13 protein-coding genes are annotated in these 12885 nt (G+C 49.2%); 3 read left to right on the top strand and 10 right to left on the bottom strand.

Translation table 11 applies throughout. The features are described 5' to 3' along the window. Positions 1–2 precede the first annotated feature (2 nt). The 3 genes from CWE09_RS08660 to CWE09_RS08670 form a co-directional block, all read right to left on the bottom strand. A complete protein-coding gene (locus tag CWE09_RS08660; RefSeq protein WP_126803569.1) occupies positions 3–905 on the bottom strand; it encodes a putative metalloprotease CJM1_0395 family protein in 903 nt (300 codons plus the stop codon). 6 nt (positions 906–911) lie between these two features. Then, positions 912–1265 (bottom strand): hypothetical protein, encoded by a 354-nt coding sequence (locus CWE09_RS08665; protein WP_126803570.1) that lies wholly within the window; start codon positions 1263–1265, stop codon positions 912–914. Between the two features lie 94 nt (positions 1266–1359). After that, on the bottom strand, positions 1360–2460 hold the full coding sequence (locus CWE09_RS08670) for an acyl-CoA desaturase (RefSeq protein WP_126803571.1): 1101 nt from the start codon (positions 2458–2460) through the stop codon (positions 1360–1362). 166 nt (positions 2461–2626) lie between these two features. Here CWE09_RS08670 and fabR point away from each other — a divergent pair, with 166 nt between their 5' ends. Next, entirely contained in the window at positions 2627–3286 is a 660-nt protein-coding gene (gene fabR / locus CWE09_RS08675) for an HTH-type transcriptional repressor FabR (protein ID WP_126803572.1), read from the top strand. Here fabR and CWE09_RS08680 read toward each other — a convergent pair. Then, positions 3219–3884, bottom strand: a complete 666-nt coding sequence (locus CWE09_RS08680; RefSeq protein ID WP_126803573.1) for a hypothetical protein — start codon at positions 3882–3884, stop codon at positions 3219–3221. The two genes, fabR and CWE09_RS08680, sit on opposite strands and share 68 nt — an antisense overlap. A gap of 164 nt (positions 3885–4048) precedes the next feature. Here CWE09_RS08680 and CWE09_RS08685 point away from each other — a divergent pair, with 164 nt between their 5' ends. Together CWE09_RS08685 and hemN are read left to right on the top strand one after the other, a co-directional pair. After that, entirely contained in the window at positions 4049–6070 is a 2022-nt protein-coding gene (locus tag CWE09_RS08685; protein WP_126803574.1) for a S9 family peptidase, read from the top strand. 114 nt (positions 6071–6184) lie between these two features. Beyond that, positions 6185–7549, top strand: coding sequence for an oxygen-independent coproporphyrinogen III oxidase (hemN, locus tag CWE09_RS08690; RefSeq protein WP_126803575.1), 1365 nt, complete (start codon positions 6185–6187; stop codon positions 7547–7549). Here the strand turns inward: hemN and CWE09_RS08695 are convergent. From CWE09_RS08695 to CWE09_RS08720, 6 genes are all read right to left on the bottom strand, one after another. Further along, positions 7546–7953, bottom strand: coding sequence for a putative zinc-binding protein (locus CWE09_RS08695; RefSeq protein WP_126803576.1), 408 nt, complete (start codon positions 7951–7953; stop codon positions 7546–7548). The genes hemN and CWE09_RS08695 overlap by 4 nt on opposite strands. A 101-nt stretch (positions 7954–8054) precedes the next feature. After that, on the bottom strand, positions 8055–9236 hold the full coding sequence (locus tag CWE09_RS08700) for an acyl-CoA dehydrogenase (protein WP_126803577.1): 1182 nt from the start codon (positions 9234–9236) through the stop codon (positions 8055–8057). A 25-nt stretch (positions 9237–9261) separates the two neighbouring features. Then, entirely contained in the window at positions 9262–10113 is an 852-nt protein-coding gene (locus CWE09_RS08705; protein ID WP_126803578.1) for a cysteine hydrolase family protein, read from the bottom strand. 77 nt (positions 10114–10190) lie between these two features. Beyond that, positions 10191–10571 carry a DUF6746 family protein gene (locus CWE09_RS08710; protein WP_126803579.1) on the bottom strand — a complete coding sequence of 127 codons (381 nt, stop codon included), beginning with the start codon at positions 10569–10571 and terminating at the stop codon, positions 10191–10193. Between the two features lie 69 nt (positions 10572–10640). After that, positions 10641–11837, bottom strand: a complete 1197-nt coding sequence (locus CWE09_RS08715; RefSeq protein ID WP_126803580.1) for an ABC transporter permease — start codon at positions 11835–11837, stop codon at positions 10641–10643. Beyond that, entirely contained in the window at positions 11834–12781 is a 948-nt protein-coding gene (locus CWE09_RS08720; protein WP_126803581.1) for an ABC transporter ATP-binding protein, read from the bottom strand. The genes CWE09_RS08715 and CWE09_RS08720 overlap by 4 nt, the downstream gene beginning before the upstream one ends. Positions 12782–12885: the final 104 nt, after the last annotated feature.

The raw sequence follows: 12885 nt of genomic DNA on the forward strand, positions 1-12885 counted from the left end.
TGTTAAGCAACACCTAATAAGAAAGACTCATTCGGGCGATAACTGCCCTGATAAAAACGCTCGATACGATCGCCACGAGCTGACATCAAGGCATCAACTTCGGCAAAGCCCGGATAACCGTCGCTAACTCCGGTACCATCATAACTTCCATCTTCCATACGCCGGGTAATAATGGGGGCTACAGCCGGGGTGACTGCATTCTGTGGTACTGCCCAGTCACTATTGAGCTCACTAAAACCAGCACTCCCAACCTCACGAATTTCCGTCATCTGCTCCTGACGTAGCTCAGTACGGGCTTCATTTTCCCGGAGGCTGGCTTCCTGAGCAACTTGACGATCCGCTCCGGAGGGCTGAGTGGGTGCCATAGCCGCGCGTCTGACAATCTGCATTTTTTGCAAGGTGGCCTGAGGGTCACCTGGTATTGGTGTTATATCAATATTTACCTGGCCGGCCACTGCATATGGACGACCATCCGGACCCATTTCAAATTCATATTGTGGGCTACTGGCATAGCGGCCGCCAATACTGGCGTGAGTTTCTTCATGTTGACGTACTTCGCGGTCACGTGTGCGTAATTCCTGCAGCTCAGGCTCTTCGTTCTCTTCCTCGCGCGTTCGCTCTTGCTGTTGTTCAGAACCGCGACCGTTCTCGCGCTGGCCATCGCGCTCCTGAATACGAGGAAAGCCAGCTTCCGCCCGTGCGTCTGCCAGTTGGTTCGCGTAGCTGTTATTAGAAGATTGAGGCGAGCGCTCTGAGTCAGAGCCCATACCGCGCTCACGTTGGGAGGCTTCATTCTGGTTGATTTGCGTGACGATTTCACGCATCTGGTTGTCACGACGCATCACATCAGTAGGCTGAGCAGCCGTAGTCGGTAAAAAGCTGACTGGCGGTGTCGTGATATTCATAACGCGTTAACGCATTTCAGTTGATTGGGGACGAATGCTCATCAGACTATCAAAAGTACTTTGAGCTGCTTCAATTGAACGGGCGTTGGCACGAAATACCATTTCCCCCTCATTCAGGTTAATCAGTTCACGGGTAATAGCATCAGGGCTAATGCCTGTTTCTTCCGTTGCACGAGCGGCAATCCGATCATCCTGACGCTGTACAGCCTGTTGTGCTTCAAGAACCTGCTCACGCTCCTGCCGACGCACAGGTTCACGGGCTATCTCGGAACTGGCTTCATTCACCTGATCACTGCCGCGATGCATACCGGTAAGGCCGTTATTCATTATGCTGCCGGAACCAATATAATTAACTTCCATAATCGCCTCACATAAAAAAACCGCATACTGTCAACAACTGAAGTACGCGGTTAATTATTGTTCAAAACAAGTGAAAAGTAAAGTTTAATCCCTGCTATAGAGCAGCCCTTACCATACGACGCCAGCGTCTGCGCTCTTGCCGGAATTCAGTTTTCAACTCCCGGTAACGGGCAGCTAACGATGAATGTTCAACCTGATCTTTGAATACCTGTGTTCGCGCATCCAATAAGGCTTTTTTACTTTGATAGTAGGCTTTTGCCTGTTTCAGTAAGTCTTCATACTCGTGCTGCAAGCGCTCTGCCGAAGTTTCCCGGTGCTCCTGCAAGCGTCGCCACATCATATCCAGACGCGCTTTTTCAATTTGATATTCAGAAGCCCGTTTCAGTTTACTCGCCAGACCTACATAGCTCATACCACGAATCAGCCACTTAGTCGGATCGAACTGATACCAACGTATGCCATTTCGGTAATCACCAGAGAATATATGGTGGAAATTATGGTAACCCTCACCAAAGGTGACAAAGGCTAAAACGCCATTGTCACGGGCTGAATTACGCTCGGTGTAAGGACGCGTACCCCAGATATGGGCCAGCGAGTTGATGAAGAACGTGGTGTGATGACCTATCACCAGGCGCAGAAAACCACACAACAACAAGGCGCCTATTACATTTCCCATTAGCAGACCTATTAATAGCGGCACACCAAAGTTCATGCCCAGGGTCAATGCCAGGTAATGCTTATGCTGCCACATAACAATAGGGTCACGCTGCAGATCTTTTACATTAGCGTAATCGTTGTAACTGTCTTCCTGATGCTCACGCAGCATCCAGCCAATATGCGAATACCAGAAGCCACGACTTGCTGAATAGGGGTCATTGTCATCATGATCTACATGTTTATGGTGTTCACGGTGATCCGAAGACCAGTGCAACGCGCTGTTTTGCAACGCTAATGCGCCACCTAAGGCGAACAACAAACGTACGCTCCAATGAGCATCATAGGTGCGGTGGGACCATAAACGATGGTATCCCGCAGTAATCGAAAGGCCGGCATAACAGAACAAGCCCAGCGCTGCCCACCATAATCCCGCGCTTAAACCGACAGTGAGCCCGTACCAAGGCACACCAATAGCGGCGATAGCGAATGTGATGGAAAAAACAGCTACATTGAGCCATAGGATGGGAGCTTTTTTCATAAGTACCTTTAAGATTTAATTCAGCTTACAACTGTTCGCTGAATGTAACTAGGTTTGTGCAAAACTGCAAGTGAAGTTTTGCAAATTGATCTTAACCTCTGGCAAAGATACACTTTGCCCTTGCCCTTCCAGCAGCCCAAGCTATTGATAATAAGGTTGACCCACCATGTCCGGCATCCGAGCACGACAAAAAGAAAAAACACGGCGCGCTCTTATTGATGCAGCTTTGAATCAGATGAGTGCTGAAATATCATTCTCCAGTCTCAGTCTGCGTGAAGTTGCCCGTGAAGCCCAGATAGCCCCCACTTCCTTTTACCGCCACTTCCAGAACATGGAAGAGCTGGGTTTAACTCTGGTTGACGAAGGCGGCCTGGCTTTACGTCAGCTCTTACGTCAAAGTAGACAGCGAATTGAAGACGGTGGTTCCATTATCAACGTTTCTCTGGAAACTTTTATGTATTTTGTCAGCAATCACACCAGTGTATTCCGTCTTCTGCTTCAGGAACGAAGCGGCACATCGCGTGAGTTCCGGGCCGCGGTTGCCCGTGAAATCGATCACTTTAAAGCTGAACTGGCTGACTACCTGGTTGTTGAACGGGATATGCAGCAGCGACTCGCTGAAGTGCAAAGTGATGCTATCGTGCGCGTAGTTTTCAGTGCCGGAGCGGATGCGCTGGACCTCAATCTAGACGAACGTAAGCACTTAATGCATCAAACTATGGTTCAGGTGCGCATGATAGCGCGTGGAGCATTATTGTTTAAGGACGATAATCACCTTTTGCCAACCAACGTCCACAACCCCGAAAAACCTGATCATTCCAGGTAGCACGAACCGTAGATGGATATGGCTCGCTGGTCCGTGGATCACGACATAAACCATCGGTAATCTGTACACGCATGCGGTCCTCACGAGTCTGGATATCGTAAGTCCACATATCCAGATAATAGTCCGGTTCACTGGCTGGCAGGCGTCGGTACTGCTCTTCCTGAGGCACTTCAAAGAAAACGTCTTTATCGGTTATTTTTAATAACCATTGTGGTTGCTCGCCCCGGGCCATGAAACGCAAGGGACCGCGCATATCAGCTTTAGCTTCTTGCCACTCTTCAGGCAATGGCCGCACTTCGCAGTCCGAGGTCTGATCGCCCCGGGTCCAGGTTGCGCTGTCTCCACGAAAACGAAACTCTGCATTTTCAGCGCGGAACACTTTCCCTACCTGAGTGCCACGATCCAGCCAGCGCGAACTGCGACTATCACTGATAACCACCCGAGCACCATAGAACTGGGCCAACACCTTCTCTCCATCGCAGGTCCACTCACTATAACTGGCACGCTCAGCCCCCGGGTTTCTTTCCAGAATAGGGGTTTGCTGGCACGCAACCAAAGACACTAAGGCACTGGCTGCTAAGATCGGTACTGCTTTCATAATTTCTCTCTCGTTGTCTATGCTATAGACACTTATTTTCGTTACTGGATTCGGCTAGCCAGTGAAGATTTACTTGCAAATAGCAAGTGCAAATAGCAAGCCATCTGAATTTCCTGTTACACTCAATAATGTAAATTCATAATCATAATAATTCAGGAGTTCTCATGGCCAGACTCATAACCTTCTGCCTGGGGGCCGCGCTAACTATCAGCGGTGCTGCACAGGCTAAAGAGATAACGCTACAGGATATAGTAGAAAGTAAACGGGTTAACCAGGCAATTGCCACCGCCAGCGGAAGTCATACCGCGTACACGCAGGTTCGACCACGTACAGCTTATGAGGAAGACGATGGCCCCTCACACGTAGAACTATACGTGCTCGATAAAGAAGGTGAAAGCATTCCTTTTATCACTGGCGAAGTTCGTATCGGTCAGATCGCCTTCAGTCACGATGAAAAATACATACATTACCTGTCCACTCGTGGTGACGATGAACATACCAACCTTTACCGCATTCCGCTGCGAGGTGGTGAATCCAGTAAGCTGCTCAAACACGCAACTGCTATCAGCAGTTTTTCACAGAGCACTGACGGTAGCTGGCTCGCTTTTACCACCCGTGAAGCTGGCCCTGAGAAAGCCGACGAACTAGCCAAAAAAGGTTTTCGTGCCGAAGTCTATGAAGAAGAACTGCGCATGGGCCAGGTCTTTATTCAGGACCTGAACGATAAAGATGCTGAACCTCAGCTCATTGAGCTGGACGAACATGTGCTGTCCGCCAGTGTTCGCCCTGAACATCAACAGCTTTTGCTACGCGTAGCTCCTACTCCCTTTGTCGATGACGACTTAATGCGCAGTTCTTTTGTCATCATTGATACCGAGGGTAACGAGATAGTTCGCCTCAACACTGAAGGTAAGTTAGGGCGTTCTGCGTTTTCAGATGATGGTTCACAACTGGCAGTTATTGGTGCTGAAGACAAACATGACCCGGCAGAAGGGCGTTTATATCATGCCAATCTGGAAACTGGTGAAGTACGTGATCTAGTACCCGGTTACGCAGGCCATATCCGTGATTTGCACTGGCAGGACAACCAGAACCTGTTGTTCATGGGCGAAACTGGCACCGAAACCGAAGTGGTCAGTATAAACCTGCAAAACAATGAGCGCAGCACACTGATTGCAAAAGGTCAGGTAATAATTTCCCGTCTTGCCGATAGTTCAGACAACGGTGACTTGACCCTGCTGGTTAATACACCTGCGCATCCATCCGAGGTTTATCGTCATAACGACGGCAATCTACAACGTCTGACCGACTCTAACCCCTGGTTAGCCGATGTGCGCCAGCCGCGTCAGGAAACCATAGTGCACGAAGCACGTGACGGTCTGCGCCTGGAAGGTATCCTGGTATATCCACTAGACTATCAGGAGGGACAGCAGGTACCCGTGATCATGGCCATCCATGGCGGTCCTGAGGCTCACATACGTAATGGTTGGAATGACCGTTACAGCACCCCAACCTGGTATGCTGCACAGCAGGGATACGCGACTTTCTTTCCGAACTACCGGGGCAGTACCGGGCGTGGTGTGAACTTCAGCAAGCTCGGTCAGAACGATTATGCTGGCAAAGAGTTTGACGATATCGTAGATGCCAAAGAACACCTGGTTGAAATTGGTCTGGCCGATCCGGATCGAGTGGGTATTACCGGTGGTTCCTATGGCGGTTATGCTTCTGCCTGGGGCGCCACTAAACAGACTGAGCACTTTGCTGCCAGCGTGATGTTTGTCGGTATCAGCAATAACCTGTCTAAATTCGGTACTACGGATATTCCAAACGAGATGCACCTGGTGCATGCGCGCAGCTATCCCTGGGATAAATGGGACTGGTATCTGGAGCGCAGCCCTATTTACTGGGCTGAGCAAGGACGTACCCCGCTTCTGATCATGCACGGCAAAGAAGACACCCGGGTTCACCCCAGCCAGTCTATGGAGCTTTACCGCTACCTGAAGGTGCATGACAACGTGCCGGTACGTCTGGTGCTTTATCCCGGCGAAGGTCACGGCAACCAGCGCACAGGTTCACAACTGGATTACGCAGAGCGTCTTATGCGCTGGATGGATTTCTATCTGGTGCAGCAGGCTGAAGGCATTCCGGATCATGAGTTACCTCATGCGGAACGACTGAACGACTAAAATCGTTGAAAGTACTCAAGCCCGGCTTTTAATGCCGGGCTTTTTTGTGGCAGATCAATACAGCTGAGCAACAAATTTCCTAAGCTAGGCTTCTACCCTAACCAAGGAGCTCACATGCCAGGTTTTCATTGGTCACCTGAACTTATTGCTAAATACAATATTAACGGACCCCGCTACACGTCCTACCCAACCGCACTGGCATTGCAGGCTCCTTTTTCTGAACAGCAGGTGCAAGAGGCACTTGAGGGTTCCGATGACCCGCTCAGTCTTTATGTGCATATCCCTTTTTGTCATGAGCTTTGCTACTACTGTGGTTGCAATAAAATAGTTACTCGCCATCAGCATAAAGCCGATACCTATTTAGACGCTTTACAGCAGGAAATGCGTTTCTACAAAACGCGGCTCGGCAAACGTCAGTGCCGTAACCTGCATTTAGGTGGGGGCACCCCGACCTTTCTGACTCTGCAACAATTAACCAGGCTTATGGAAATGCTGGCTGAAGAGTTAGCTTTTGATGCCCACAAAGCCGAAGAAGTCAGTATTGAGATTGACCCCCGTAGTTGTTCAAGAGAAAAATTAAGACACCTTCGCAAACTTGGCTTCAATCGGGTCAGTTTCGGCGTGCAGGACTTTAATGAACAAGTACAGATAGCTATCAACCGGGTGCAAAGTGAAGTACTGGTTGGCAACCTGATAGAGGAAGCCCGAAGCCTGGGTTTTAGTTCTATTAACCTGGATCTGGTATATGGCTTACCGCTGCAAAATACGGATAATTTCAGCTATTCATTGGACAAGGTCATTCAGTTAAATCCAGATCGCATCTCGCTGTTCAGTTATGCACACCTGCCGCAGCGTTTTGCGGCGCAACGTAAGATCAAAGACGCCAGCTTACCATCAGCACAAGATAAGCAGGCTTTGCACTTGCAGGGCATTGAAACCCTGGTTGCAGCGGGTTATCAGTTTATTGGCATGGATCATTTTGCCAAGGCTGATGACAGTCTCGCTCAAGCTCAACGCCAGGGACAGTTACAGCGTAACTTCCAGGGCTACACTACGCATGGTCAGGACGCTCTGTTAGGTTTAGGTGTGTCGTCTATAAGCCAGGTCAATGGCGTTATCTGGCAACATGAAAAAGATTTAAAAGACTATTACCGGCGCATCGAAAATGGACAACTGCCAGTGAATAAAGGCATTCACCTCACCCCGGATGATAAAATAAGAGCCGATTTAATCGCTCAGCTTATATGTCATTTTGAACTGAATAAAAGCGACTTTGCCGCTAAGTGGAGCATTCATTTTGATTTTTACTTTGCATCCAGTCTGGAAAAAATGAAGCCTTATATTGCAGACGGTCTGGTGCAGCTGAGTCATGATTCAATACAGGTAACTAACCACGGAAGGCTTTGGATCCGTATTATTTGCAGTGCCTTTGATGCTTATCTGGAAAACCAGCAGCAACAGTATTCAAAAGTTATTTAAGGAGTATGCAGGTGGGCGCTGAAGGTGTCATCGGCTTCTATTCCCATTGTTTCGCACACATATTGCATAGCCATGAAGGTTTCCGCCAGGGAGCATGAGCCGTTGCTCTTATGCTGAAAGCCGAGCGTGTCCAGTCGGATATGCCAGGTTGGAATCACTCCATGTTGAGCTAACGACTGTTTTACACATTGCTGTGAACAGCCATCTAAAGCCAGAATATTGCGCCCCGAACAGGCTATCTGCACATGTTTAGGCACACGCCCACCCACTCCGGCTATGCTCGACATGCAACCCAGTTCCTGATTGTGCAGCCAAAGTGCCAAATCATTGGCTAACTGCGCCAGGTTGGATGAACCTGAACATGCATAGACTAAAGGTTTGTCGGGTGAATTTTTAACACTCATAACTTGCTCCCTTCAAGAGGTTCCATGGCATCAGTTTATAGCTTTTGCCATATTCCGGATTGACCCATATCAAGGAGCCCACTTCGACAGGCAAATTGAGCTCAGCCAAATGCGGCAATGCCAGTTTGCGCCCGCCCCAGAATCAGCGCATGCACATCGTGCGTGCCCTCATAGGTATTCACCGCTTCCAGGTTCATAACATGGCGTATGACATGATATTCATCGGAAATGCCATTACCACCATGCATATCTCTGGCAGCACGTGCGATATCCAGTGCCTTGCCACAACTGTTTCGTTTGATCAGGCTGATGGTTTCCGGCGCCAGCTGGTCGCTGTCGGCCAGTCTTCCCGCCTGCAGGCAACCTAACAACCCCAGGCTGATTTCGGTCTGCATATCGGTTAATTTCTTCTGTATCAACTGAGTGGCGGCCAGAGGACGGCCAAACTGTTTGCGGTCCAGTGTGTACTGGCGGGCGGCATGCCAGCAGAATTCAGCCGCGCCTAAGGCACCCCAGGCAATGCCGTAGCGGGCTTTATTCAGGCAACTGAAAGGGCCTTTAAGGCCTTTGATATCGGGGAAGATATTGCTTTCAGGAACAAAAACATCCTGCATCGCAATTTCGCCGGTAATGGATGCACGCAAGCTGAACTTACCTTCAATTTTGGGCGCACTCAGACCCGGCATGTCTTTGTCCAGTACAAAACCGCGGATATCGCCGTCCAGCTTAGCCCAGACCACAAACACATCAGCAATAGGGCTATTGGTAATCCACATCTTGCTGCCATTCAGCAAATAACCGCCGTCTACGCGCTGCGCTCTGCTTTTCATGCTCGCAGGATCTGAGCCCGCATCGGGTTCGGTCAAACCAAAACAACCCACCCATTCGCCACTGGCGAGCTTAGGCAAATACTTATCCCGCAAGGCCTGGGTACCAAACTCATAAATCGGATACATTACGAGTGAACTTTGCACGCTCATAGCGCTACGATAACCACTGTCTACCCGCTCAACTTCCCGAGCAATCAAACCATAACTGACATAATTGACACCAGCACAGCCATATTTTTCCGGCAAAGTAGCACCCAGTAAACCCAACGCGCCCAGCTCGGTCATGATCTCGCGGTCGAAAACTTCATTACGGTTTGCCATCAGTATTCGTGGCTGCAACTTATCCTGACAGTAAGCCCGGGCGGTGTCTTCGATCATACGTTCATCATCGCTCAGCATCTGCTCCAGAACGAAAGGGTCCTGCCAGTTAAAAGTCGCCGCTTTACTACTCATTCTGCTTCCTTAATTCTATTTATGATTAACCATCATCCGGAGTATCCGCCCCAGCCTCGGGTTTAATTTCCCGGCGTTCAGTCTGCTGCGCCGCACGCAAACGTTTGCTATCAGTTACAAATCCCCAGCACAGACGAGTATTGTGCAAAACCGCTTGTTTACAAAAGTCCGGGCTGGATGTGGCCGTAGCATCTTCTATCAGAATGACATTGTAATCCCGAAAGCAAGCCTCTTCCATGGTAGTCGTAACGCACTGGTCCGTATTAATACCAGCAAATAATAGAGTACTGAAGCCCTGAGTCCTTAAAATCTGATCCAGGTGAGTGCCGTAAAAGCCACTGGTGCGTACTTTGTCCACAACGACATCCGAATCGCGTTGCTTTTGTTTTAACTCTTCTACAATCTCGGTGCCCCAGGTATTCGAAAGCAAAGCCTTATAATCGTTCATGGACTCGCCAATACCGCGCATTTTGATGCTTTTTTTATACTGATATAAAGTCGGCGGACCTAAATTCCTGAGGTCTTCGCGGTTCGCCCAGCCTATCCAGATAACCCAAAGGTCATGTTCACGCGCCCATTCTAGCGTACGTTGAATTCCAGGAATTGCGCTGCGACAACGTTCGGTAGCAAAACCCGCCTGATCCGCCCAGCCACTCTGACTACAAAAATCATTTTGCATATCAACAATGACCAGAGCCATGCGCCGGGTGTCTTCTATGATGGGAGTTTCATCTGTATGAATGCAGAATAACTTGCCAATGGGGCGATGATGAGGTGAGAGATCTATATGATCTGGCTCCAGATGCCAGCGTTCGCTGCTCGCACCCAGTTGCACACCACCTCGTTCAGTGGATTGATAAATTCTACGCTCTGACATAAGGATCCCCTGCGCTACACAAGTCCGTGCATTTCAGCGTAGGGGATCTTTTTAAAAGCGTCACTGTTAACGCTGTTTTAGTTTCCTAATAACTGCTGCATAACCTGCAGGTAACGGGCCCCTTCTTCACGGACTCTGTCATAATCCATGGTTTCCGAGCCCAGGTGCACTTCCTCAAGCACGTCCGCGGTTTGCGCCAGTTCTGTCTGCAATCGCTCTAAAGCGACTTCCAGCGTATAGGTAAGCTCATGTATCTGTACCATGTTTTCTGCTGATATATCTTCCTGCTGCAAGATAGTTGCTAGCTTTTGGTTATGGCTTTTCAGGTTACTGACAGCCTGCTCCAGCGAGTCTGCTGGCAGCGCTTCATAATGCTCAAGTCTGTCATCATGAGCCGTTGCTGCAGCCCCCCAAAGCAAAGCTGTAACCGCTAATACCCGTGCAATATTTGTCATCATTATCACCTATTCATAAGATCCAGAGGTAAGCAGATGATAATGATTATCATTTATTCATTCAAGCATTAATCAGGTATTTGCAATTACCCGCCAGATATCTTTCCAGCTTGGCTCTTTACCATACATAGTAATACCCAGCCGGAATAACCGCGCCGCCAGCTTACGTGCCCAATACAAGGTGGCCAGCATTAATCCCAGCGCTATCAGCCATTGCCACCAGGGCACGCCTACTTCAGCAACCCGAATTGGCATAGCGGCAAAAGAAGTGAGTGGAAACAGGCTTAAGAAAACAGCCAGTCCGCTGTCTGCCGAACCTATAATGGACAAGCTGACAATCACCGGTAGCATAGGTATAAACATCACAATGCTGCGCGACGAATGATTGGGATCATCAATGGTAGCAGCAAACCCAGCCAGGAAGCTGTTGACCAGTAGCAGCCCCAGCAACAGAAATACTATAGAGTTCAGCAGGATAATCAGACTTAAAGGAATGCTCAGCATGCCTCCTGCCACGATCATATGCATACCATTCATCAGTAGTAGCAACAGCAGGGCCGTAATCAGCATGGATTTAACGCTGTGCATAGTGACCCCGAGTATCTTACCGTCCATCCACTCCTGAGGGTGCAACAAGGTCAGTAGTTGCTCAGTCACACGCTGCTGTTTTTCTTGCGTAATAGCGGACATCAACAGGCCAAAGCCATTCATAACGCCGATAAATAACAGCAATAATATGCCACCGGTAATGAGCCCACGCCCACGCCGTTCTTCTTCTGCCGCAGCCGCATCTTCTTCCTCCAGACGCGAGGTGTAAACCATGTGAATATCCACGTCCTCAGTGTAGAAATCACGCTGCTCCTGAGTCAGTTCTAAAGATTCCAGCTTACGTTGCTGCATCCAGTCGGTCAGCACCGGTCTTACCTGATCCTGCCAGGAGGCGCTTTTCTCAACCTGTAAAGTTAAATCATAACCTTCCACTTCCAGCAGGCCATCCCACTCGTCGCCAAGCGACTGCAGGATACGCTCGCGATCGGCAGAATACATGCGTACAAACTCAACCTGCTGTGCGCGGGGCAACTCGCCCTCGGCTATCACTGCAATGCGTTGTTCGCTTTCAAAAAGACCCATAATGAAAGGCCAGAGCATGGCCAGAATAAAGCCACCGCCCATCAGACCTATAGTCAGCAGCTCCTGCTTCCACTTAAAAAAGCGCAGGAATTCAAAACGCGCGACGCGCAGTACCCGTGTCATATAAACCGATTTCATAGGGTTACCTCCTTGTCCTTCGACGCCTTATTCACGCCCCGCACTGCTGAGAGATACAGGTCATGTAATGGCTGTCGGTAACGACGAAATTCCTGTAGCGGTCCACACTGCGCGGTTTGCTGCAGTAAATCCTGCAAGGAAGCGTTCAAATCCACTTCAGCCGAGTACTGAGTCCGCTCAGTATTGCTCGCATTTAAGTTGTTATAAGGCAGGTTAGCCAGTTCCTGAGGTTCTACTGACTCAGCAAAAGTAAAACGTATATGCTGGGTTTCTGCCAGTTGTTGATGAATGGCATCAATAGGCCCGGATGCTATCACTGAGCCCAGGTTCATCAGTATAAACTGATCGGCTAAACGCTCCACTAGGTCCATCTGGTGGGCACTTAGCAGGATAGTAACCCCAGCTGCTTTTAAGTCTTTAAGTACATCCAGTACATGTTCCTGATTGACCGGATCCAGTCCTGAAAAAGGTTCATCCAGAATCAATACAGGCGGCTTATGCATCAAAGTGGCTATCAGCTGTATTTTCTGTTGATTGCCTTTCGACAATTGCTTTAAGTGCTCATTGGCTCTTTCCGTCAGGTCAAAGCGTTGTAGCCAGATTTCCAGCTGCTCATCTATCTGCTGTTTGCTCAGACCACGTAACTGGCCAATATACACCAGGTTCTGACGCAACGTACGGTCCTGATACAGGCCCCGGTCTTCCGGAAGATAGCCAAAACTGCCATCTGGCAAATGGGCAAATTCCTGCCCATCCCAATGCACCCTGATACTGCCTGAGTCAGGTTCGGTAAGACCGACCAACATACGCACGAGCGAAGACTTACCTGCACCGTTAGGGCCCAGCAAGGCAACAATTCCGCCAGCCTCCACCGTGAAGGAAACGTCGTCTACAGCGCGTACCGTAGAATATTCCTTAATTAAGTTTTTAATTTCAATCTGCACACATCCACCTTTGTGTTTATATTTTTATTTGCTATTTCCTGCTTCTAGCGTAAAGACATCCAGACAATAAATCATTAAAAAAATGACAACCGGTCAAATGACGT

Origin of the sequence: Aliidiomarina minuta, from assembly GCF_003987145.1 — a bacterium.
Taxonomy (GTDB): Bacteria; Pseudomonadota; Gammaproteobacteria; order Enterobacterales; family Alteromonadaceae; genus Aliidiomarina; species Aliidiomarina minuta.